24 protein-coding genes are annotated in these 22,548 nt (G+C 67.4%); 15 read left to right on the forward strand and 9 right to left on the reverse strand.

Annotated features, from left to right (window positions below):
* Nucleotides 1–109: 109 nt before the first annotated feature.
* Genes edd through zwf form a run of 4 tightly spaced genes read right to left on the reverse strand, consistent with a single transcriptional unit; the run spans nt 110 to nt 5,247 of the window.
* Entirely contained in the window at nt 110–2,026 is a 1,917-nt protein-coding gene (gene edd, locus AC5P8R_RS19725; protein WP_495223754.1) for a phosphogluconate dehydratase, read from the reverse strand.
* A 58-nt stretch (nt 2,027–2,084) separates the two neighbouring features.
* The gene (gene pgl / locus AC5P8R_RS19730; protein WP_014646759.1) at nt 2,085–2,810 is read right to left on the reverse strand and encodes a 6-phosphogluconolactonase; all 726 of its coding nucleotides are present in this window, start codon (nt 2,808–2,810) and stop codon (nt 2,085–2,087) included.
* Nucleotides 2,807–3,814: a glucokinase gene (gene glk, locus AC5P8R_RS19735; RefSeq protein WP_014646760.1), complete on the reverse strand. Its 1,008-nt coding sequence runs from the start codon at nt 3,812–3,814 to the stop codon at nt 2,807–2,809. The genes pgl and glk overlap by 4 nt, the downstream gene beginning before the upstream one ends.
* Entirely contained in the window at nt 3,811–5,247 is a 1,437-nt protein-coding gene (zwf, locus tag AC5P8R_RS19740) for a glucose-6-phosphate dehydrogenase (protein WP_014646761.1), read from the reverse strand. Before zwf ends, glk begins: the two co-directional genes overlap by 4 nt.
* A 352-nt stretch (nt 5,248–5,599) precedes the next feature.
* Between zwf and AC5P8R_RS19745 the strand changes: the two genes are divergently transcribed.
* Complete coding sequence (locus tag AC5P8R_RS19745) at nt 5,600–6,682, forward strand: ABC transporter ATP-binding protein (RefSeq protein WP_126411940.1); 1,083 nt, start codon at nt 5,600–5,602, stop codon at nt 6,680–6,682.
* Between the two features lie 103 nt (nt 6,683–6,785).
* Here AC5P8R_RS19745 and ygfZ read toward each other — a convergent pair whose 3' ends face one another.
* Entirely contained in the window at nt 6,786–7,661 is an 876-nt protein-coding gene (ygfZ, locus tag AC5P8R_RS19750; RefSeq protein ID WP_495223755.1) for a CAF17-like 4Fe-4S cluster assembly/insertion protein YgfZ, read from the reverse strand.
* A 39-nt stretch (nt 7,662–7,700) separates the two neighbouring features.
* On the opposite strand from ygfZ, the gene AC5P8R_RS19755 reads away from it, so the two are divergent.
* From AC5P8R_RS19755 to AC5P8R_RS19800, 10 genes are all read left to right on the forward strand, one after another.
* On the forward strand, nt 7,701–7,871 hold the full coding sequence (locus AC5P8R_RS19755; RefSeq protein WP_005409075.1) for a DUF1674 domain-containing protein: 171 nt from the start codon (nt 7,701–7,703) through the stop codon (nt 7,869–7,871).
* 56 nt (nt 7,872–7,927) lie between these two features.
* Nucleotides 7,928–8,320, forward strand: a complete 393-nt coding sequence (sdhC, locus tag AC5P8R_RS19760) for a succinate dehydrogenase, cytochrome b556 subunit (protein ID WP_024958620.1) — start codon at nt 7,928–7,930, stop codon at nt 8,318–8,320.
* Nucleotides 8,317–8,703 (forward strand): succinate dehydrogenase, hydrophobic membrane anchor protein, encoded by a 387-nt coding sequence (gene sdhD / locus AC5P8R_RS19765; RefSeq protein WP_005409077.1) that lies wholly within the window; start codon nt 8,317–8,319, stop codon nt 8,701–8,703. Before sdhC ends, sdhD begins: the two co-directional genes overlap by 4 nt.
* A gap of 31 nt (nt 8,704–8,734) precedes the next feature.
* Nucleotides 8,735–10,525, forward strand: coding sequence for a succinate dehydrogenase flavoprotein subunit (gene sdhA / locus AC5P8R_RS19770; RefSeq protein WP_014646765.1), 1,791 nt, complete (start codon nt 8,735–8,737; stop codon nt 10,523–10,525).
* Nucleotides 10,526–10,591: 66 nt separating this feature from the next.
* Nucleotides 10,592–11,377, forward strand: coding sequence for a succinate dehydrogenase iron-sulfur subunit (locus AC5P8R_RS19775; RefSeq protein WP_005409079.1), 786 nt, complete (start codon nt 10,592–10,594; stop codon nt 11,375–11,377).
* Nucleotides 11,378–11,452: 75 nt separating this feature from the next.
* On the forward strand, nt 11,453–11,701 hold the full coding sequence (locus AC5P8R_RS19780) for an FAD assembly factor SdhE (RefSeq protein WP_005409080.1): 249 nt from the start codon (nt 11,453–11,455) through the stop codon (nt 11,699–11,701).
* Complete coding sequence (locus AC5P8R_RS19785; protein WP_041863309.1) at nt 11,652–12,101, forward strand: hypothetical protein; 450 nt, start codon at nt 11,652–11,654, stop codon at nt 12,099–12,101. The genes AC5P8R_RS19780 and AC5P8R_RS19785 overlap by 50 nt, the downstream gene beginning before the upstream one ends.
* 23 nt (nt 12,102–12,124) lie before the next feature.
* Nucleotides 12,125–13,366, forward strand: coding sequence for a lipoprotein-releasing ABC transporter permease subunit (locus AC5P8R_RS19790; RefSeq protein WP_032958619.1), 1,242 nt, complete (start codon nt 12,125–12,127; stop codon nt 13,364–13,366).
* On the forward strand, nt 13,359–14,072 hold the full coding sequence (lolD, locus tag AC5P8R_RS19795) for a lipoprotein-releasing ABC transporter ATP-binding protein LolD (RefSeq protein WP_495223756.1): 714 nt from the start codon (nt 13,359–13,361) through the stop codon (nt 14,070–14,072). The genes AC5P8R_RS19790 and lolD overlap by 8 nt, the downstream gene beginning before the upstream one ends.
* A gap of 107 nt (nt 14,073–14,179) precedes the next feature.
* A complete protein-coding gene (locus AC5P8R_RS19800; RefSeq protein WP_014646768.1) occupies nt 14,180–14,629 on the forward strand; it encodes a DUF6491 family protein in 450 nt (149 codons plus the stop codon).
* A 74-nt stretch (nt 14,630–14,703) separates the two neighbouring features.
* Here the strand turns inward: AC5P8R_RS19800 and AC5P8R_RS19805 are convergent, their stop codons facing one another.
* The 3 genes from AC5P8R_RS19805 to ftsY form a co-directional block, all read right to left on the reverse strand.
* Nucleotides 14,704–14,973, reverse strand: coding sequence for an oxidative damage protection protein (locus tag AC5P8R_RS19805; RefSeq protein WP_004153160.1), 270 nt, complete (start codon nt 14,971–14,973; stop codon nt 14,704–14,706).
* Between the two features lie 5 nt (nt 14,974–14,978).
* The gene (gene mutY / locus AC5P8R_RS19810; protein ID WP_495223757.1) at nt 14,979–16,103 is read right to left on the reverse strand and encodes an A/G-specific adenine glycosylase; all 1,125 of its coding nucleotides are present in this window, start codon (nt 16,101–16,103) and stop codon (nt 14,979–14,981) included.
* 82 nt (nt 16,104–16,185) lie between these two features.
* Nucleotides 16,186–17,517: a signal recognition particle-docking protein FtsY gene (ftsY, locus tag AC5P8R_RS19815; RefSeq protein WP_495223758.1), complete on the reverse strand. Its 1,332-nt coding sequence runs from the start codon at nt 17,515–17,517 to the stop codon at nt 16,186–16,188.
* A gap of 129 nt (nt 17,518–17,646) precedes the next feature.
* Here ftsY and AC5P8R_RS19820 point away from each other — a divergent pair, with 129 nt between their 5' ends.
* A complete protein-coding gene (locus tag AC5P8R_RS19820) occupies nt 17,647–17,946 on the forward strand; it encodes a hypothetical protein (RefSeq protein ID WP_495223759.1) in 300 nt (99 codons plus the stop codon).
* 215 nt (nt 17,947–18,161) lie between these two features.
* On the opposite strand, the gene htpG is transcribed toward AC5P8R_RS19820, so the two are convergent.
* Entirely contained in the window at nt 18,162–20,051 is a 1,890-nt protein-coding gene (htpG, locus tag AC5P8R_RS19825) for a molecular chaperone HtpG (RefSeq protein WP_099475998.1), read from the reverse strand.
* Between the two features lie 819 nt (nt 20,052–20,870).
* Here htpG and rsmD point away from each other — a divergent pair.
* Genes rsmD through AC5P8R_RS19840 form a run of 3 tightly spaced genes read left to right on the forward strand, consistent with a single transcriptional unit; the run spans nt 20,871 to nt 22,537 of the window.
* Nucleotides 20,871–21,449: a 16S rRNA (guanine(966)-N(2))-methyltransferase RsmD gene (rsmD, locus tag AC5P8R_RS19830; protein ID WP_014646773.1), complete on the forward strand. Its 579-nt coding sequence runs from the start codon at nt 20,871–20,873 to the stop codon at nt 21,447–21,449.
* 26 nt (nt 21,450–21,475) lie between these two features.
* Entirely contained in the window at nt 21,476–21,985 is a 510-nt protein-coding gene (coaD, locus tag AC5P8R_RS19835) for a pantetheine-phosphate adenylyltransferase (protein WP_014036814.1), read from the forward strand.
* Nucleotides 21,986–22,045: 60 nt separating this feature from the next.
* Nucleotides 22,046–22,537, forward strand: a complete 492-nt coding sequence (locus AC5P8R_RS19840) for a hypothetical protein (protein WP_005409092.1) — start codon at nt 22,046–22,048, stop codon at nt 22,535–22,537.
* Nucleotides 22,538–22,548 lie beyond the last annotated feature (11 nt).

The raw sequence follows: 22,548 nt of genomic DNA on the forward strand, positions 1-22,548 counted from the left end.
CCCTTGCCTTTGCTCTTCTTGATTCAGTGGCCGCAGCGCAAATGACGCGCCGGGAATTGTCCAGGGCGCTCTACTGCCCAGGCCGGGAAGCCTGCCGCGGCTTTTCGCTTCAGGCGTCTTTTGCCTCATGCGGCGCCGCCGCCGCTGCGGCATCGTGCCCCAGCTCGTACTCCGCGTCGTATTCCCACGGCCCGCCATCGGCCGCCGCCGGCCCGCACGAAATCGAAATCGCGCCCTGATCAGCCGGACCCACCACGCGACGGTTGATCGCGAACAGGTTGCGGCCCAGGTCATGCGCGGCAGGCGCCGTGTTCGGGGCCAGCGGACGCGCGGCCCACTCGGCCGCGTCCACCAGCACTTCCAGCGTGCCGGCCTCGCCATCAAGGCGGATCATGTCGCCTTCGCGGACCTTGGCCAGCGGACCACCGCGTGCCGCTTCCGGCGTCACATGGATCGCCGCCGGAATCTTGCCCGAGGCACCGGACAGGCGGCCGTCGGTGACCAGTGCCACGCGCCGGCCCTGGTTCTGCAGCAGCCCCAGCAGCGGCGCCAGCGAATGCAGTTCCGGCATGCCGTTGGCACGCGGGCCCTGGTAACGCACCACCGCCACGAAGTGCTCGGGCAGCAGGCCGCCGGCATGCAGCTTGTTCAGCACCTGCGGCGCATCGACAACCACGGCCGGTGCTTCGATCGTGCGGTACTGCGGCTTCACCGCCGACAGCTTGATCAGCGACTTGCCCAGGTTGCCGCGCAGCAGGCGCAGGCCGCCCTGGTGCTCGAACGGATTGTCGACGCCACGCACCACTTCGTCATCGGCGCTGTGTTGCAGGCCCGGCAGGTAGACCAGCTGGCCGTCGCGCAGCTGCGGTTCGCGCGCGTAGTCGGCCATGCCGCCGCGCGCCACGCTGACCAGATCGCCGTGCATCAGGCCCGCCTTGATCAGCTCGCCGAACACGAACGCCGGGCCGCCAGCGGCCGCGAAGCGGTTCACGTCGGCCTCGCCGTTCGGATAGACGCGGGCCAGCAGCGGAATCAGCTGCGACAGTTCGTCGAAGTCGTCCCAGGTCAGCACGATGCCGGCCGCACGCGCCACCGCGATCCAGTGGATGGTGTGGTTGGTCGAACCGCCGGTGGCCATCAGCGCGATGACCGCGTTGATGATCGCGCGCTCGTCGATGATCCGGCCCAGCGGACGGAAGTCGTCGCCCAGTGCGGTGATGTCCAGTGCACGTCCGGTCGCTTCGCGGGTCAGCGCGTCGCGCAGCGGCGTGCCCGGATTGACGAACGACGCGCCCGGCAGCTGCACGCCCATCGCTTCCAGCAGCACCTGGTTGGAATTGGCGGTGCCGTAGAAGGTGCAGGTGCCGGCGCCGTGGTATGAGGCGGACTCGGCTTCCAGCAGCTCTTCGCGGGTGGCTTCGCCGGCGGCGTAGCGCTCGCGCACTTCCGCCTTCTGCTTGTTGGGGATGCCCGGGGTCATCGGGCCGGCCGGCACGAACACCGCCGGCAGGTGGCCGAAGGCCAGCGCACCGATCAGCAGGCCGGGCACGATCTTGTCGCACACGCCGAGGTAGACGGTGCTGTCGAACATGTCGTGGCTGAGCCCGATCGCGGTCGCCTGCGCGATCACATCGCGCGAGAACAGCGACAGTTCCATGCCGCCGCGGCCCTGGGTGACGCCGTCGCACATCGCCGGCACGCCGCCGGCCACCTGTGCGGTGGCACCCAGCTCGCGGGCGATCTCGCGGATCTGCTCGGGATAGGTCTCGAACGGCTGGTGCGCCGAGAGCATGTCGTTGTAGGCGGTGATGATGCCCAGGTTCGGCGTCACGCCGCCGCGCAGGCGGCTCTTGTCGGTACCGCCACAGGCGGCGAATCCATGGGCGAGGTTGCCGCAGCTCAGGCGGCTGCGGAACGGGCCTTCGCGCAGGGAGGCGTCGATCGCGGCCAGGTAGGCGGCACGCGAGGCGGCGCTGCGGCGGATGACACGCTCAGTGATGGCTTGCAGTTGCGGATGGAGGCTCATTGGCTACCGGCGTTCAAGGTGGCGAGAGGCATGCGGCGGCGGGGCGCCGCCGCCGACATCAATCAGCCCAGTGGACGCGCAGGCGCGCGCCTTCCAGGTTGATCGCGTTGAGGATCGGATACTGCTGGGCGTCGTTGCTGTCCAACGCTTGGCGCAGCACCTGCAGCTTCTGCTTGCCGCGCAGCAGCAGCAGGCGCTGTCGGCATTGGCGCAGCCCATGCGGGGTCAGCGTGATGCGCAGCGGCCACTGGTTCGCGCCCGGGCAGCCGGTGGCATCCAGCGCGGCATAGGGCAGGGTGCTTTCCAGTGCGCGGGCGAGGTCCTTCGAGCCCGGGAACAGCGAGGCGGTGTGGCCGTCGTTGCCCATGCCCAGTGCCACCAGGCTCGGCGGCTGGCTGTGCTGTGCCTGCAGGTTGGCGGTGTACACGCATTCGGGCAGGGGCTTGCCGATCCGCACCAGTGGATCGAAATGCGCACCCTCGGCGCGTTTCAGCAGGTGCTCGCGCACCAGCCAGGCATTGCTGTCGCGATCCTGCGGCGACAGCCAGCGCTCGTCGGCCAGGCTCACTTCCACCCGGTCCCAGTGCACGTCCAGCTCGGCCAGCGCCTGGTAGACCGGCGCCGGTGTAGTGCCGCCAGACAGCAGGATGCGGGCGCGGCCCACTTCGTTGATGTCGTGGTTGAGGGTGTGCGCCATCTCGGCGGCAACGGCTTCGATCCAGCCATCGGCATCGCCATGGTTGATGAACTCGATGCGGTCGTCGTGGAAGGTGGTAGGGCTCATGCGGCAACTCCAGGTGCGTCACGTTCGGCGTCGGCGGCATAGGCGGCGGCGCCCAGCAGTCCGGCGTGGGGATGCATCACCGCCAACGAGGGCACGCGCGCCATGATGGAAGAGAACCGGCCCTTGTGCTCGAAGCGCTGGCGGAAACCGGAGTGCTGCAGCGAATCGAGCATCTTCGGGGTCAGCCCGCCGGTCAGGAACACGCCGTCCCAGGCGCCCTGGGTCAGCACCAGATCGCCAGCAATGGCGCCGAACACGGCGCAGAACACATCCACGGTGCGCATCGCCTGCGGATCGCCGTGCAGGGCGCGGGCGGTCACGTCCACCGGCTGCAGCTGGCCCGGATCGATGCCGGCCATCTCGCACACGGCGCGATGGATGTTGACCAGGCCGGGGCCGCAGATCAGGCGCTCGTTGGAGACGCGGCCGAACTGCTCGGACAGGATCTCCAGGATGCGGATCTCTTCCGGGGTTCCCGGCGGGAAGCTGACATGGCCGCCTTCGGTTTCCAGCGGATAGCAACGGCCGTGACGCATGATCAGGCCGCCGACGCCGAGCCCGGTACCGGGCCCGATCACCGCGTAGTTGCGTGGCTGGCCGGGCTTGCCCGGTACCCAGGCAGCCCCACCGACCTGGACCACATCATCGGGCTGCAGCAGCGAAATCGCCATCGCCTGCGCGGCGAAGTCGTTGATCAGGTGCAGTTCGTCGAACCCGAGCATGGCAGCGGTGCGGCTGCGCGAGATCACCCACGGATGGTTGGTGATGCGTGCTTCGTCACCATCCACGCGACCGGCCACGGCGAACACGCCGCGGCTTGCCGTGGCGCCGATCTGTTCCAGATGGTGGCGCGCGGCATCACCCAGCGACGGGAACTCCGCCACCGCGTACTCGCGGATGCTGTCCTTCTGCAGCGGTGCGTCCAGCGAGGTGTCGGCCAGGGCGAAGCGCGCGTTGGTGCCACCGATGTCGGCGACCAGCACTGGCTGCGAGCTGGCACTCATGCCGACGCTCCGCTGTCGGGCGCGTCCAGGTCCTGCGGCAGGAACCCGCCCGCATTGCCCGGGCCCCATTGGCCGGCGGGGTAGGGCTCCAGCGGCAGCTTGGCGTCCTTCCAGGCGTCGGCGACGCTGTCGATCCAGGCCCAGGCCGCACGCACTTCGTCATCGCGCACGAACAGCGTGTGGTTGCCGTTGAAGGCATCCAGGAACAAGCGTTCGTAAGCGATACGGCGGTGCAGGCCGGTCGGCACCGACAGTTCCAGCTCCAGCGGATGCAGCTCCAGCGCGCCCCATTCCGGGCCTGCCAGGCTGCTCATCAGGCCCAGTTCGATGTTTTCCTGCGGCTGCAGCTGGAACACCAGGCGGTTCGGTGCGGCCTGCGCGCGCTGCGGGCGCTCGAACAGCCAGTGGGTGACCGGCTTCAGCGTTACCACCACGCGGGTGGTGCGCTCGGGCAGGCGCTTGCCGGTGACCAGGTGGAACGGCACGCCGCTCCAGCGCCAGTTGTCGATATGCGCGGTGACACCGGCGAAGGTTTCCACGTCGCTGCCTTCCGGCGGCTGGTAGGCCTGTGCCGGCTGGCCATTGATGGTGCCGGCGGTGTAGCGGCCACGGATGCTGTCACGCGCGGCGTGCCTGGCATCGAGCGGGCGCAGGGCGCGCAGCACCTTGACCTTCTCGTCGCGGATGCGATCGGCTTCCAGCGATGCCGGCGGTTCCATCGCCACCATGCACAGCAGCTGCAGGATGTGGCTCTGCACCATGTCGCGCAGCGCGCCGGAGCGGGCGTAATAGGCATCGCGGCCATCCACGCCTTCGCTTTCGGCCACCAGGATGTGCACCGATTCGATGTAGTTGCGGTTCCACACCGCTTCCAGCAGCGTGTTGCCGAAGCGCAGTGCGATCAGGTTCTGCACCGCGGCCTTGCCCAGGTAGTGGTCGAGGCGGAACACGCGGTCCTCGTCGATCCACTGGCCGATGGTGCTGATGATTTCCTCGGCGCTCTCGCTGTCGCTGCCGATCGGCTTTTCCAGCATCAGGCGTGCCGGCGCGGCGAGGGCGCCGCCCTTGGCCAGGCCTTCGCAGGTGGAGATGTACAGGCCCGGCGGGATGGCGAGGTAGCTGACGCACTTGCGGTGCACGAGGTCGGCGACCGCGGCGGCAACCGAGTCGACGTCGCGCAGGTCCACAGAGCGGTAGTCGATGCGACGCAGCAGGGCGCTGATGTCGTCCTGCGTGGCCATCGGCATGGCCTGCTGCAGGCGCGGCCGCAGGATGTCATGGAAGGCTTCGGTGTCATGCCCGGACAGGGCCAGCGCACGGATGCGGAAGTCCTCCGGCAGCAGGCCGTCGCCAAGCAGGCGAAGCAGCGAAGGGAACAGGTAGCGCTGGGCCAGATCACCTGTGGCACCGAACAGGAAGAGGGTGTCGTGCATCGCTCGAGTTTCAGATCCGGGTGACATCGTTGTCAATCGCTTCATGGCTGGGTTCGGGGGACATCCGCGCAACTGCCTGTCCGAGGTTCGTCAGGGGCGTTCTCCGGGGTGCCGGAAGACCGTTCCATTCGAAACCACTGCCTCGGCGGAACCTTCGTTCAACCGCCGACGCAGATCGGTGCGCACCGATCATCGGATAGTGCCACGTGAAAACGTTTACATGGCAGAATGGGCAACTGTATTCGATTGCAGTGCTCGCCGTCATGCGGCAAGCGCGCAATCATCACTGCCATCGGGAGGGCCGAGGCAGTCCCAAAAGACAGCCCGGCTTCGGGCGGACCGGATAGGTGATATGGCAAAAGTGCAGTTGCAGGGTGTGCGCAAGGTCTATGACAACGGCCAGGTCGCGGTGAAGGACGCCAGCTTCGAGGTCGCCGATGGCGAGCTGATGGTGCTGGTCGGCCCGTCCGGCTGTGGCAAGTCGACCCTGCTGCGGATGGTGGCTGGCCTGGAGGAGATCAGCGGCGGCACGCTGACCATCGGTGATCGCGTGGTCAACGACGTGGCGCCGAAGGATCGCGACATCGCGATGGTGTTCCAGAGTTATGCGCTGTACCCGCACATGACCGTGGCCGAGAACCTGGCCTTTGGCCTGAAGCTGCGCGGTCACGACAAGGCGACCATCGACAAGCGCATCGCCGAGGCGGCGCAGACGCTGGGCCTGACCGAGATGATGGACAAGCTGCCCAAGGCGATGTCCGGTGGCCAGCGCCAGCGTGTCGCGCTGGGCCGTGCGCTGGTGCGCGAGCCGGCGGTGTTCCTGCTCGACGAACCGCTGTCCAACCTGGATGCCAAGCTGCGCCACAGCGTGCGTACCGAGATCGCGCAGCTGCACCGCAAGCTGGGCACCACCATGATCTACGTGACGCACGACCAGGTCGAAGCGATGACCCTGGGCCAGCGCATCGTGGTGCTGAAGGATGGCGTCATCCAGCAGATCGATACGCCGATGGCGCTGTACGATCGCCCGGCCAACCTGTTCGTGGCCGGCTTCCTCGGCAGCCCGGCGATGAACGTGCTGCGCGGTACGCTGCAGGGCGATGCCGGTGGCGTGACCGTGGTCGATGGTGAGTGGCGTGCACCGCTGGGCCAGGCCACCATCGATCCGGCCTGGCTGCAGAAGCCGATCGCGGTGGGCGTGCGTCCGGAGCACCTGCAGCCGGCGGCCGCCGACGATGCGCATGCGTTCGTCGCACGCATTGAAGGCATCGAACCGGTCGGTAACGAGATCTTCGTCAACCTGAGCAGTGGCCAGCACGCGCTGACCATGCGCGTGGCGCCGCAGGCGCTGCCCGAGGTGGGCGAGCAGATCCGCGTGGCGATCCACCCGCAGGGCCTGCATTTCTTCAGCGCGGAAACCGGCGAGCGCCTGTAACGGGTAGGGCCGGCCGCTGGCCGGCAACCTCAACCCTGCATGGTTGCCGGCCAGCGGCCGGCACTACCATTCCTGCACCCACCCGTGCAGGTCCCCGCCTGCTTCAGCGGGCCAGGCCATCCAGCAACGGCACGCGCTGCGCAATGGCATCGCCCACCTGCAGGTCAGCGTCGCTGGCCTCCAGTGGCAGTACCGCCAGTGCCAGGTCGCCGGCCACGCTGGCAATCGTGCCCAGCCCCGCGCCATCCTGCTGCACGCCATCGCCGGCCTGTGCCGGTGCTGCGGTATGCAGCAACTGCACCGCACGCTTGGCCTTGCCGAGGAAGTGGGTGCGGGCGACGATTTCCTGGCCGGGATAGCAGCCCTTCTTCACGCTGTAGCCGTTCAGGCGGTCCAGGCCCAGCTGTTGGGGGGTCCACACTTCGCGCTGGCCTTCTTCCAGCCGCGGCAGGCCGTAGCGCAGGTCGGCCTGGCGCCAGGCCAGGGCGAAAGCGGCCTCATCGGCTTCATTGCCGGCAGCGAACGCGTCGGCGCTGCCAACGCGCAGGGTGCGCGGCAGGGCATCGCTGCCCAGGTCCAGCTCCCAGCCGTCGCCTGCGGTCTGCGCAATCGCCGCGCCGCTGGCGGCCTGGGGCGCGGTGAACGCGCCAGCCGCCGCCAGATCGCTGCGCACCTGCACCTTCACCTTGCGGCGGAAGACGAAGCGCTGCAGTTGCGACGCAATCGCATCGGCATCGCCGTCAGCCAGCACCAGCATCACGTGGTCGTCGGCCAGCCGAAGCAGCTGGAACACCGCCAGGGTACGGCCCTTGGCGCTCAGCCAGGCACTCCACTGCCAGTGCTGCAGGGGCAGGGCGGTGACATCGCTGCTGAACTGGGCGTGGGCAAAGACAGCCGCATCCGGGCCCTGCAGGCTCAGCAGCTGGTGGCCGGGCAGGCGCGGATATCCGACGAAAGCAGGGGGCAGGTTGTCAGGCACGTGAACGAGGTCTAAAATTTGTGCGTTGCGAGACCGAACATGATAGGCCAAACAACCCCCACTCCCGACGACGAATCTGAAGCCCCGCTGGTCCCCGCGGCACCCGTGCCCGTGGAACAGGAAAAAGCGGAAGAATTCGGCGGCCGCGGCGGACTTGATCCGGTGCGGTATGGCGATTGGGAGAAAAACGGACGCTGCATCGATTTCTGATCAGCATTGAGCCAACGCGGCCGTGTGCCGCCCAGCCGAGACAACGAGCCCAGCGAATGGCGACCAGACAACGCCCACTTTCCCCGCACCTTCAGGTGTATCGCTGGCAGATTCAGATGGCCACCTCGATCCTGCATCGAGCCACTGGCGTCTTTCTGTCTGTTGGTGCCCTCATCATCGCCGCCGGCCTGCTGGCCCTGATGATGGGGCCCGAGTCCTGGAACTGCTTCACCGGCCATGCCGGGGCCTGGTATGGCCGCGTGTTCCTGTTCGCGTGGACATGGTCGTTCGCCTATCACCTGTGCAATGGCATCCGCCACGTCGTGCAGGACTTCGCCATCGGCTTCAGCATCCCCGCCTTCATCCGCAGCAGCTGGCTGTCGGTCATCGGCAGCCTGGTGATCACCCTGCTGGTGTGGGCCTATGTGATGTTCGGAGGTGCCGCGTGAGCAAGTTCCGTACCCCGTTGAAGAACGTGCGCGGCCTTGGCTCGGCCAAGACCGGCACCGAGCACTTCGTGCACCAGCGCCTGACCGCCGCCGCACTGGTGGTGCTGGGCATCTGGTTCCTGGTCTTCGTGCTGGGCCTGCTGGGCTCGGACTACGCCACCGCCGCCGCCGCCGTGGCCAAGCCGTGGAACGCGGTGCCGCTGATCGGCCTGCTGATCGCGATGTTCTGGCACGCGCAGCTCGGCATGCAGGTCGTGCTGGAAGACTACATCCACGAATCGCTGCTGGCCCTGGTGCTGCAGACCGCGGTGAAGTTCGTCGCCGTGCTCGGCATGATCGTCAGTGTGTTTGCGGTGGGCCGCATCGCCCTCGGCGTTGCCTGAGCCCAGGCACCTACACAGGAATCCAGATTAGATGTCCGCTTACAAGATCACCGAACACAAGTACGACATGGTCGTGGTCGGCGCCGGCGGTGCCGGCCTGCGCGCCACGTTCGGCCTGGCCGCCAAGGGCCTGCAGACCGTGTGCCTGACCAAGGTCTTCCCGACCCGTTCTCACACCGTTGCCGCCCAGGGCGGTATCTCGGCCGCGCTCGGCAACATGGGCGAGGACGACTGGCGCTACCACTTCTTCGACACCATCAAGGGGTCGGACTGGCTGGGCGACCAGGACGCCATCGAGTACATGTGCCGTGAAGCCATCCCGGCCATCATCGAGCTCGAACATTACGGCGTGCCGTTCTCGCGCACCGCCGAAGGCAAGATCTACCAGCGTCCGTTCGGTGGCATGACCACCAAGTATGGCGAAGGCCCGGCGGCGCAGCGTACCTGCGCGGCAGCCGACCGTACCGGCCACGCGATGCTGCACACGCTGTACCAGCAGTCGCTGAAGCACGACGCGCGCTTCATGATCGAGTACTTCGCGCTCGACCTGATCTTCGACGAGGAAGGCGCCTGCCGCGGCGTGCTGGCCCTGGACATGTCCGACGGCACCCTGCACCTGTTCCGCGCCCAGGGCGTGGTACTGGCCACCGGCGGCTACGGCCGTGCCTACTTCAGCGCCACCTCGGCGCACACCTGCACCGGCGACGGTGGCGGCCTGGCCATGCGTGCCGGCATCGCCATGCAGGACATGGAGTTCGTGCAGTTCCACCCGACCGGCATCTACGGCGCCGGCTGCCTGATCACCGAGGGTGTCCGCGGTGAAGGTGGCATCCTGCGCAACAGCAGCGGCGAGCGCTTCATGGAGCGTTACGCGCCGCACTACAAGGACCTGGCCTCGCGCGACGTGGTCAGCCGTTCGATGACCATCGAGATCCGCGAAGGCCGCGGCGTCGGCGAGCACAAGGACCACATCCTGCTCGACCTGACCCACCTCGGCCCGGGCGTGATCGACGAGAAGCTGCCGGGCATCGCCGAGAGCGCCCGCATCTTTGCCGGCGTCGACGTGCACAAGCAGCCGATTCCGGTCATCCCGACCGTGCACTACAACATGGGCGGCATCCCGACCAATTACCACGGCGAAGTGGTGCAGAAGGTCGGCGACAACGACAACGCGGTAGTGCCGGGCCTGTACGCCATCGGCGAAGCGGCCTGCGTGTCCGTGCACGGCGCCAACCGCCTGGGCTCGAACTCGCTGCTGGACCTGGTGGTGTTCGGCCGTGCCGTGGCCAACCGCTGTGCCGAGACCATCAAGCCGGGCGCTGCGCACAAGCCGCTGCCGGCCGATGCCTGCGACAAGGCGCTGGGCCTGCTGGACAAGCTGCGCCACGCCAACGGCGATACCCCGACCTCGGTCATCCGCGATCGCATGCAGCGCACCATGCAGGCCGACGCGGCGGTCTTCCGCACCAGCCAGACGCTGAAGGAAGGCTGCGAGAAGATGGACAAGATCTTCGACTCGTTCCAGGACGTGAAGGTCTCCGACCGTTCGCTGGTGTGGAACTCGGACCTGATCGAGACCTACGAGCTGAACAACCTGCTGCTCAATGCGGTGGCGACGATCAACTCGGCCGAACAGCGCAAGGAAAGCCGCGGCGCGCATGCGCACGAGGACTTCCCGGACCGCGACGACGTCAACTGGCAGAAGCACACCCTGGTCAGCGTCGACGAGAAGGGCAAGTGCAGCTTCGACTACCGTCCGGTGCACATGTACACGTTGACCGACGACGTGTCCGTGGTGCCGCCGAAGCCGCGCGTGTACTGATCCGACCCCGCCTACCATGCAATCCGCGCCCACGGGCGCGGGCCGCCTGAGCCAACGAGAGCAGCCATGGCCGAGTTTTCACTCCCCAAGAATTCCAAGATCACGAAGGGCAAGCATTTCCCCGTCAAGAACGGCGGCAAGAATGTGCGCACCTTCAAGATCTACCGCTGGAGTCCGGACGACGACAGCAACCCGCGCACCGATACCTATGAAGTCGATCTGGACGCCTGTGGCCCGATGGTCCTGGACGCCCTGATCAAGATCAAGAACGAGATCGACCCGACCCTGACCTTCCGCCGCTCGTGCCGCGAAGGTATCTGTGGTTCGTGCGCCATGAACATCGACGGCACCAACACCCTGGCCTGCACCCGAGCCATCTCGGACTGCGGCAAGAAGGAAGTGCCGATCTACCCGCTGCCGCACATGAACGTGGTCAAGGACCTGGTTCCGGACCTGACCCACTTCTACGCGCAGTACGCGTCGATCAAGCCGTGGATCCGCACCCAGACCCCGGCACCGCCGGACCGCGAGCGCCTGCAGTCGCCGGAAGACCGCAAGAAGCTGGACGGCCTGTACGAGTGCATCCTGTGCGCCTGCTGCTCGACCAGCTGCCCGAGCTACTGGTGGAACGGCGAGCGTTACCTGGGCCCGGCGATCCTGCTGCAGGCCTACCGCTGGATCATCGACTCGCGCGATGAGGACACCGGTGCGCGCCTGGACGATCTGGAAGATCCGTTCAAGCTGTACCGCTGCCACACCATCATGAACTGCGCCCGGACCTGCCCGAAGGGCCTGAACCCGGCACTGGCGATCGCCGAGATCAAGAAGCTGATGATGGAACGCCGCGCCTGATACACGGCGCAGGGTAGTTGCATGACCCCAGTAGAGCCACGCCATGCGTGGCTTTGCTGTATCTGGAGAAGCTCGATGGAAGAAGACGTTCTGCTGAAGAAGCTGCGCTGGCGCTGCCGCCGCGGCATGCGTGAGCTGGACCAGCTGTTCGGCCGCTACCTGGACCACGAGTGGAGCACTGCGCCGACCGAAGAGCGCGAGGTTTTCCTGTTCCTGCTCGACTGCGAGGACGATAAGTTGTGGCGCTGGTTCATGGGCTACGAGGCCTGCCCGCATGCGCACGCGATCCCCCTCATGCAGAAGATCCTCGCCCTCAAGCCTTGAGTGGCGCCCCTCGCGGCTGCAGGCCGCCGCCCAGTTGGCGGTGCTGCTGGCTGCGCCGTGGCTGCTGCGCGCATCGGATCTGCCTTCACGGCTGCTGATGCCCGCAGTGGTGCTGGCCTGGTGCACGGGCCTGGCCGAACTGGCCTGGCGCCAGCGCAGGCCGCGCGTGCAGGTGCTTCTGCCGCCGCTTCCCGAGCCACTGCAGGTGGCCGGGCAGGACGTTGATACGCCACGGCTGGTGGTGCGTGGCCCATGGCTGTTGTTGCTGTGGCGTGAGGATCGGCGCCGCCAGCGCCTGCTGTTCTGGCCGGATGTGCTCGATTCCGGGCAGCGACGTGAACTGCGACTGGCCGTGGCCGCACGCGCCGTTTCCCGTCAGCCCCGGACGATGGCACCATAAGCTGAATTGACCGGCGTGCCTGCATGTTCAAACCCATTCCCGTGGCCATTGGCCTGCGCTACCTGCGCGCCAAGCGCCGCAACGGCTTCATCTCCTTCATCTCGATGGCATCGATCCTGGGCATCGCGCTCGGCGTTACGGTGCTGATCACCACGTTGGCGGTGATGAGCGGATTCCAGAAGGAAATCCGCAGCCGCCTGCTGCAGATGACCGCGCACACCACCATCAGCCGCGACGGCGAGCCGATGCCGGACTGGATGCGCGTCGTCGACGTGGCCCGCAAGGATCCGCGCGTGGCCGGTGCCGCGCCGTACATCGAGATCCAGTCGATGATCAGCGGCCCGCGCGTGCAGGGTGCGATCATCCAGGGCATCGATCCGGCGCTGGAGCCGAAGGTATCGGTGATCGACAAGAAGGTCACCAAGGGCAGCTATGCCAGCCTGACGCCGGGCAGCTTCAACCTGCTGCTGGGCAAGGAACTGGCGATCTGGCTCGGCGTCGACGTCGGTGACCAGGTGCTGGTGACCTTCGCCGAAGTGCAGGGCACGCCTGCCGGTGCCGTGCCGCGGATGAAACGCTTCACCGTCAGCGGCATCTTCGAGGCCGGCTACAACGAGGTCGACCGGGGCGTCGGCTTCGCCAACATGCAGGACCTGGAGCGCGTGCTGCGCAGCGACGGCGCCACCGGCGTGCGGCTGAAACTGCACGACATGGACCGCTCGCTGGAAGTGGGCGTGGACCTGGCGCAGAGCCTGGGTGGTGCGTACCGGGTAAGTGACTGGACCCAGCAGAACGCCAACCTCTACCACTCGCTGCGCATGGAGAAGGTGGTGATGGGCATCCTGCTGTCGCTGATCATCGCCATGGGTGCGTTCAACCTGGTGTCCTCGCAGGTGATGCTGGTGACCGACAAGCAGGCCGACATCGCCATCCTGCGCACCCTCGGCCTGACCCCGGGCGGGGTGATGCAGGTGTTCATGGTGCAGGGTTCGCTGATCGGCATCTTCGGCACGCTGGCCGGCCTGATCGGCGGCATCACCCTGACCCTCAACCTGGAACGCATCCTCGGTGCAATCGAGAGCGTGTTCAACGTCAAGCTGCTGCCGGAGGATGTGTACTACATCACCGGCCTGCCGACCGACATGCAGACCGGCGACGTGGTGGCGATCACCGTGGTCGCGCTGCTGATGAGCTTCCTGGCCACCCTGTATCCCGCCTGGCGGGCAGCACGCACCCAGCCGGCGGAGGCCCTGCGTTATGAATAAGGTCTTCAACCGCGGCGATGAGGTGATCCGCGCCGAAGCACTGGGCAAGACCTACGCCGAAGGGCGCATGCAGACCCCGGTGTTCGATGGACTGGACCTGACCGTGACCGCCGGCGAGACGGTGGCGATCATCGGTGCCTCCGGTGCCGGCAAGAGCACGCTGCTGCACCTGCTGGGCGGGCTGGATGTTCCGACTGCAGGCGAGGTGTACGTCACGGGCCAGCGCATGTCCGCGCTGTCGGACACTGCGCGTGGCCTGCTGCGCAACCAGGCGCTGGGCTTCGTCTACCAGTTCCACCACCTGTTGCCTGAGTTCACCGCGCTGGAAAACGTGATGATGCCGGTGCTGCTGGCCGGCACCACCGTGGCCGAAGCGAGCAGCCGGGCCACCACGCTGCTGGAAGCGGTCGGCCTCGGCCATCGCCTGGACCACAAGCCCGGCGAGCTGTCCGGCGGCGAACGCCAGCGAGCAGCCGTGGCACGTGCGCTGGTCAATCATCCGGCCTGCGTGCTCGGCGACGAGCCGACCGGCAACCTGGATGACCGCACCGCTGCTACCGTGTTCGAGCTGATGCTGGAACTCAACCGCGCGCGTCATACCAGCCTGGTGCTGGTTACCCACGACCGCAGCCTGGCGAGGCGCCTGGACCGGGTGCTGGAGCTGCGCGAAGGTCGCCTGCACGCGCTGGCCCACGCCGACGTCTGAGCGGCCGGCAACGGCCGCCTCCCGGCGCCTGAACGGGTTTACCTGCCCTCGCGCCGGCCGCACATCGGCCGGCGCATGATCGCAGCAGGTTCCCCGAGGAGATCGCCATGAAGACCCCGATCCTGATCGCCGGACTCTGCCTGGCGCTGGCCGCCTGCGCGACCACCGGCCGGCTCAGCAGTACCGAGAAACTGGATCTGTACCGCGCCCACGCCGGCGCGCCGCAGAACGACATGCAGTTCTTCGGCAGCCTCAATGGCTGGACCGAACTGGGTGACAGCGCGCTGGCGGTGTGGACCCGGCCGAGCGAGGCTTACCTGCTGGAACTGAGTGGTCCGTGCCCGGACCTGTCGTACGCCACCGCCATCGGGTTGACCAGCAGCATGGGCCGCGTGTCATCGCGTTTCGACAAGGTGCTGGTGCGCGACCCGACCGGTGGCCCGCGCATGCCGTGCTTCATCAACAGCATCCGCAAGCTGGACGTGAAGGCACTGCGTGCCTCCGAGAAGGAGCTGCGCCAGGCGCAGGTGCAGGAGCGCGAGGAAAATACGAAATAGCGCGGTAGTGCCAGCCGCTGGCCGGCAACCTGGCATCTGCGCGATGCCGGCCAGCGGCCGGCACTACCTTTGGGTCAGGCTTCCGGGGTGAAGCCGGCAGGCTTTTCCGCGTCCTTCTCGAACAGGAACTTGACCAGTTCGCCCTCAAGGAATGCGCGATGCTCCGGGGTGCGCGGCGACAGGCGGTTTTCGTTGATCAGCATGGTCTGGTGCGCGAGCCACGCGGCCCAGGCCTGCTTGCCGATGTTGTTGAAGATGCGCTGGCCCAGTTCGCCGGGGTAGGGCACGAAGTCCAGGCCCTCGGCATCGCGTTGTTCGTACTGGCAGAAGACGGTTCGGGACATGGTACTCACTCGTGGTTGCGGGGTTTCTTGGGCGTTCGTTTCGGCGCCTTGACCGTGGCGCCATCGAGCAGCTTGCGGATGGGGGCCGGCAGGCCCAGCGCGGGCAGTTCGTCGGTGGCGACCCAGCGCAGCGTGGGTTCTTCCACGCGCAGGCCGTGCACCTGCCGCGACAGTACCTGCAGGTGCAGCTTGTAATGGCTGAAGGTGTGCTGCAGCACGGGCAGCTCCTCGGCGTCTTCCAGCGAACCTTCGACGTGCGCGTCGAACCAGTCCTGCAGTACGCTGCCGGCCTCGGCCTGCGGCAGCGTCCACAGCTGCGCCCAGATGCCGGTGTCCGGCCGCTTCTGCAGCAGCACGCGCTGCTGGGCATCGCGCAGCAGCAGGGCCACGGCTTCGCGCTCGGGCAGGGTCTTGCTGGGCTTGGGCGTGGGCAGTTCGGCGGTACGGCCTTCGCGGCGCGCCACGCACGCGTCCTGCAGCGGGCAGATCACGCAGGCTGGCTTGGCGCGGCTGCACACCGTCGCACCCAGGTCCATCTGCGCCTGGGTGTAGTCGGCCATGCGCCCGGCCGGCACCTGCGCCACGTGCGCCTCGGCAATCGACCACAACTGTTTCTCGATGGCCGGCAGGCCGGGAAAGCCGTCGATGCCGTGGTAACGGCTGAGCACGCGCTTGACGTTGCCATCGAGGATCGCGAACGGATCGTTCCAGGCCTGGCTGAGGATCGCACCTGCGGTGCTGCGGCCGATGCCGGGCAGGGCATGCAAGGCATCGAAATCGCGCGGCAGGTCGCCGTCGTGCAGTTCCACGCAGCGCTTCGCGGCGGCATGCAGGTTGCGTGCGCGGGCGTAGTAGCCGAGCCCGGCCCACTGCGCCATCACCGCGTCATTGCTGGCGGCGGCGAGGTCGGGCAGCGTCGGGAAATGCTGCAGGAACCGCTGGAAGTACGGGATGACCGTGGCTACCTGGGTCTGCTGCAGCATGATTTCCGACAGCCAGACCCGATAGGGGCTGCGTGGGTGCTGCCAGGGCAGGTCGTGGCGACCATGGCCGTCGAACCAGTGCAGCAGGCGGGCGACGAAACCGTCCCGTTCTGCAGTTTCGGCGCTGGCGTGCGGCTGGCGGGGCATTGGAGTTCCAGAGAGGCAGCCACCCGTGGGGTGGCTCTACCAGGCTGCGGTAGAGCCACGCCATGCGTGGCTGCGCGGTGTATCAGGCGCCCAGCGCTTCGGGCAGCAGGGCGTCGACGAAGGCTTCCGGGTCGAACACGCGCAGGTCTTCCGGGCGCTCACCGATACCGGCAAAGCGGATCGGGATGCCGAACTCGCGGGCCAGCGCGAACACCACGCCGCCCTTGGCAGTGCCGTCCAGCTTGGTCACCACCAGGCCGGTCACGTTCACTGCGGCATTGAACTGGCGCAACTGCGACAGCGCGTTCTGGCCGGTGGTGCCGTCGATCACCATCAGCACTTCGTGCGGGGCGGTGGGGTCGATCTTGCCGAGCACGCGGCGGATCTTGCCCAGCTCGTTCATCAGGCCGGACTGGGTATGCAGGCGGCCGGCGGTATCGGCGATCAGCACCGAGGTGCCGCGGGCCTTGCCGGCCTGCAGCGCGTCGAATGCCACCGAAGCGGCATCGGCGTTCTGCCCCTGCGCGACCACGGCTACGCCGTTGCGCTCGCCCCAGGCCTGCAACTGGGCCACGGCGGCGGCGCGGAAGGTATCGCCGGCAGCCAGCATCAGGCTGTGGCCGTCGTCCTTGAAGCGCTTGGCCAGCTTGCCGATGGTGGTGGTCTTGCCGACGCCGTTGACGCCGACGGTGAGCACCACGAAGGGCTTGGCGTTGCGATCGATCACCAGCGGCTTGGCCACCGGCTGCAGGATCGCGATCAGCTCGGCGCGCAACGCGGCCAGCAGCGCATTGGCGTCGGCGAACTCGCGCGACTTCATGCGCTTGCGCAGGCCCTCGACCAGATCGGTGGTGGCGCCCACGCCGACGTCGGCGGTGATCAGTGCGGTTTCCAGTTCGTCCAGCAGATCGTCGTCGAGCTTGGGGTTGCGCGAGAACAGTCCACCGAAGCTGCGCGCGATGACGCTGTTGCGCAGGCGTTCGCGCCAGCCGGGCTTGCCGGCAGGCGCCGGAACGGCATCGATCGAGGCGGCGGCAGGCAGGTCGTCGGTGACCGGTGCCGGGGTGGGCTGAGGCAGTGGTGCGGGTGCCGGTTCGATGGCCGGGGCCGCCACCGGGGCGACGTCGATCCGGGCGGCCGATTGCGGAGCGCTCGGAGCGGGAACGACCGGAGCCGGAACCACCGGAGCCGGAACCACCGGGGTGCGCTCGAAAGCGACCGGAACGACGGCTGCCGGCGGCGGCTCGGCCGGCGCAGGCGCGGCCGGTACGGCTACCGGTGCTGGCTCTTTGTCCTCGACCGGCGCGGCCGACGGGAACGCCGCCGCCAGCTCTTCAGCCGAGTAGTGCTGGGTCTTGGGTGCCTCCGCTGCGGGGGCATCCTGGGGCTTCTTGCGGCGGAAAAAACTGAGCATTGGCAAAAGGCGCTGAAATCAGGGGGATATGCTACCACTCGGGCCTGTCGGGCCGATGTGGACTCAAGGTCGCGGCCCGCCGGCCGTTAACCGGTCCGGAGGGCTGCGCCGTGCGGCCCGGAGACCGCCATGGACAACGTGATGGGAATTGCCCTCGGCGGGATGCGTGCATCCCAGCAGGGCGTGCAGGTGGCTGCGCACAACGTGGCCAACCTGGCGACCCCGGATGCCCAGCGCCTGCAGCTGCAGCGCAGTGCTGCCGGGCAGGGTGGGGTGCAGGCCGCGGTGATTCCCGTCGGCGCCGATGCCGGCGCGCCGCTGGGTGACCTGCTGGCCGCGAAAGCCGAGGTGGTGGCCTTCGCCGCCAATGCCGCGGTGATCCGCCGCCAGGACCAGATGCTGGGTTCGCTGCTGGATCGCGACGTCTGAACCCCTTCGGCAGGCGCCAACCGCCGCCCCTGGTGGGTGCCAACCTTGGTTGGCACTCTCCACCCGCGCCGGTAGCTGCCAACCTTGGTTGGCACGCTCGATCCGCCCCGGTAGGTGCCAACCTTGGTTGGCACGCTTTTGGGGCGCCAACCAAGGTCGGCCTCTACCAGAGCACCGCCGGGTAAGCCGGGCCATGCCCGGCTCCCCCCTGTCGATCAGGCCGACAGCTCCAGCAGCAGCTTGTTCAGCCTCGCCACGTAGGCACCCGGGTCCTTCAGGCTGTCACCGGCGGCCAGCGCGGCTTGGTCGAACAGCACCCGGCCGAGGTCGTCGAAACGCGCGCCATCGGCTTCGGCATCCAGCTTGGCAATCAGTGGGTGGCCCGGGTTGATTTCCAGCACCGGCTTGCTGTCCGGCACCTTCTGCCCGCTGGCTTCCAGGATCTGGCGCATCTGCAGGCCCAGGTCCTGTTCGCCGATGGCCAGTACCGCCGGCGAATCGGTCAGGCGGTGTGACACGCGCACTTCGGCCACGTCATCGCCCAGCACGGTCTTCAGGCGCTCGACCAGGCCCTGCTTGTCCTTCGCCGCGGCTTCCTGTTCCTGCTTGTCCGCTTCGGTTTCCAGCGCGCCCAGGTCGAGATCGCCACGAGCGATGTCGACGAAGCCCTTGCCGTCGAAATCGGTCAGGTAGCCCATCAGCCACTCGTCGATGCGGTCGGTCAGCAGCAGCACTTCCACGCCCTTCTTGCGGAACACTTCCAGGTGGGGGCTGTTGCGCACCTGGCTGTAGCTCTCGCCGGTCAGGTAGTAGATCTTGTCCTGGCCTTCGGTCATGCGGCCGAGGTAATCGGCCAGCGACACCGTCTGCGCATCGCCGTCGCCGCGGGTGGAGGCGAAGCGCAGCAGCCCGGCCACCTTCTCGCGGTTGTTGTAGTCCTCGGCCGGGCCTTCCTTCAGCACCTGGCCGAATTCCTTCCAGAACGTGGCGTATTGCTCCGGCTTATCGGCGGCCAGCTTGTCCAGCATGTCCAGCGAGCGTTTGGTCAGCGCCGCCTTCATCGAATCGATGACCGGGCCGGACTGCAGGATCTCGCGCGAGACGTTCAGCGACAGGTCGTTGGAGTCGACCACGCCCTTGATGAAGCGCAGGTACAGCGGCAGGAACTGCTCGGCCTGGTCCATCACGAACACGCGCTGCACATAGAGCTTCAGGCCCTTGGGCGCATCGCGGTGGTACAGGTCGAACGGCGCGCGGCCGGGCACGTAAAGCAGCGAGGTGTACTCCAGCTTGCCTTCGACCTTGTTGTGGCTCCACGCCAGCGGATCGCTGTGGTCGTGCGCCACGTGCTTGTAGAACTCGGTGTACTCGGCGTCGCCGATCTCGGTGCGCGGACGGGTCCACAGCGCGCTGGCGCGGTTGACGGTCTCCCACTCGACGGTGGCGCCTTCCTCGCCTTCCTTCGGCATCTGGATCGGCAGGCCGATGTGGTCCGAGTACTTCTTGAGGATGCTGCGCAGGCGCCAGCCGTCGGCGAAATCATGCTCGCCATCCTTCAGATGCAGGACGATGCGGGTGCCGCGCTCGGCCTTGTCCACGGTGGCGACGTTGAAATCGCCTTCGCCGCGCGAGGTCCAGCGCACGCCTTCACCTGCGGCCAGGCCGGCGCGGCGCGAGGTCACTTCGACCTCGTCGGCAACGATGAAGGCGCTGTAGAAGCCGACGCCGAACTGGCCGATCAGCTGCGAATCCTTCTTCTGGTCGCCGGACAGCTGGCGCAGGAAATCGCCGGTGCCGGACTTGGCGATCGTGCCGAGATGGGCAATCGCCTCGGCGCGACTCATGCCGATGCCGTTGTCTTCGATGGTGATGGTGTGGGCGGCGGGGTCGAAGCTGACGCGCACGCGCAGTTCGCTGTCGCCTTCCAGCAGGGCCGGCTGGGTCAGGGCTTCGAAGCGCAGCTTGTCGGCGGCGTCGGCGGCGTTGGAGACCAGCTCGCGCAGGAAGATCTCCTTGTTGGAGTACAGCGAGTGGATCATCAGCTGCAGCAGCTGCTTGACTTCGGTCTGGAAGCCAAGGGTTTCGGTCTGGGTGGTCTCGGTCATCGATAGGGCTCCATGTGCAATGCCGCGCCAGCGCGTGCGGCCTCGCCAAGGGGTATGGCTGATTGTCCCGAAATCAAGGGGTTGGTCGGCCGGGCGGCGCCCGGCACCTGCAGAGGCCGAAGCAACAGCAACAGCAACAGCAACAGCAACAGCGGGCTATCCGTGGGATGGCGGGGCGGTGTGGGTTGGCAGGACACGCCGTAAACCCCCTCCGGGGGCCGGCCCAGCCGCTGGCGGCTGTGCGTTCGGGCGCTTGCGAAGCAGTGCTTCGCAAGCAAAGCGCCCTCACCCATGGGGGCTCGATGGCGCCATCCATGGCGCCAACGGTCCTGCCACCCCACACCGCGCCGCCTCTGACAGATTTCCCGCGCCTGTTGGTAGGTGTCGACCTTGGTCGACACATCTGTCAGATATCGAAATAAATCTGGGGTCAGATCCGTTTTCCGCAGGAAAACGGATCTGACCCCAAGAGCCGTTCCGACAGATCGCAGGAAACTGTCGAAGGCGGGGTGCATCCAATGGGGTCAGATCCGTTTTCTGCAGGAAAACGGATCTGACCCCAAGAGCCGTTCCGACAGATCGCAGGAAACTGTCGAAGGCGGGGTGGGTCCGGTTGAGGGGGCGTGAGCCGCATGGATGCGGCGACCGAGCTTACATGGACGTACTTGCAGCGTCCCCCTCAACCGGACCCACCCCGCCATCCCACGGGGATGCCCGCTGTTGCTGTTGCTTCGGCTTCTGCGGGTGCCGGGCGCCGCCCGGCCGAACTACAATCCCGCTCATGCTGAATTTCTCGAATTCCTCCCGCCGGGGGCGCCGATGAGCGGCCGCGGTGGCAATGACGGCCAGGTCCGCATCATCGGCGGGCGCTGGCGCAATACCCGGCTGCCGGTGCCGACCCTGCCGGGCCTTCGCCCCAGCAGCGACCGCGTGCGCGAGACCCTGTTCAACTGGCTGATGCCCAAGCTCGGCGGGGCCCGCGTGCTGGACCTGTTCGCCGGCAGTGGCGCGCTGGGCCTGGAGGCGGTCTCGCGTGGCGCTGCCCACGCCACCCTGGTCGAGCGCGATGCGCAGCTGGGACGCAACCTGACCGCCGCCGTCGCCAGGCTGCAGGCCAGCGACCAGATCACCGTCGTGCAGGCCGATGCCCTGCGCTGGCTGCAAGGGGCGCAGGCGCAGCAGGCCGATCTGGTCTTCATCGACCCGCCGTTTGCCGATGGCCTGTGGCAGGACGTGCTGGCCCAGCTGCCGCGGCACCTGGCCGCCGACGCCTGGCTGTACCTGGAATCGCCGGCCGGCCACGTGCCGGTGCTGCCGCCGGACTGGCTGCTGCACCGCGAGGGTGGCACCCGCGAGGTGCGCTTTGCCCTGTACCGCCGTGCCACTGCTACACTTTGACCTCATCTGAACATCTGCATCCGCCCATGACCGTGGCCAATCGCCGCATTGCCGTCTACCCCGGCACGTTCGACCCCATCACCAACGGTCATATCGACCTTGTGAGCCGGGCCGCGCCGCTGTTCGAAAAGGTCGTGGTCGGCGTGGCGCAGAGCCCGTCCAAGGGCCCGGCGCTGCCGCTGGAGCAGCGCGTGCAGCTGGCGCGTGGCGCGCTGGCCCACCACGGCAACGTCGAGGTCATCGGCTTCGATACCCTGCTGGCCCATTTCGTACGTTCGGTGCAGGGCGGGGTGCTGCTGCGCGGCCTGCGCGCGGTGTCCGACTTCGAGTACGAATTCCAGATGGCCAGCATGAACCGCCACCTGATCCCCGAGGTCGAGACCCTGTTCCTGACCCCGGCCGAGCAGCACAGCTTCATTTCGTCCTCGCTGGTCCGCGAGATCGCGCGCCTGGGCGGCGACGTGTCCGGTTTCGTGCCGGCCGCGGTGCTCGAAGCCCTGCGCAAGGTCCGCGAAGCGAAGTCGGCACAGTCGTAAGCCCCGCTGTACCCGCACCCCATTACGTACACCACCACGCACCATTCCGGGAGGAAACCCATGAACACCACCATGCGCGCGATGCTGATCGCTTCGTTGGCCCTGGCATTCACCGCCTGCAAGAAGGAAGAGGCCGCTCCGGTCGACGAGGCCAAGCAGGCCCTGGTCGCCCCGGCCAAGGACGACGATGCAGGCTGGAAGAAGTACCTGCAGGAAGTGGCGATCCAGAACATGGGCAACATCACCAACAGCCCGTTCCTGTACTACCTCTCGCCGGAATCGGACCCGGACTTCCAGGCCAAGTACGAGCGCCAGACCGAAAGCGCGACCCAGGCCGTGGCCCGTGGCGTGCAGCCGGGCAACATGCTGGCCTTCGGTTCGTCGGCCTCGGGCAAGATGGCGGACATGATCCAGGCCGTGTTCAAGGACGTGTCGCCGGATTCGATGAAGGGCGTGCGCGTCGTCTTCATCGGCCAGTCGGCCGACAACGCCCGCGTGCAGGCTGCGATCCAGCCGACCGGTGCCGAGTACATTTTCGTCGAAGCCAAGTAATACCGAGCCAT

The sequence above is a fragment of the Stenotrophomonas sp. YJH_SMC_73 genome (genome assembly GCF_059370155.1).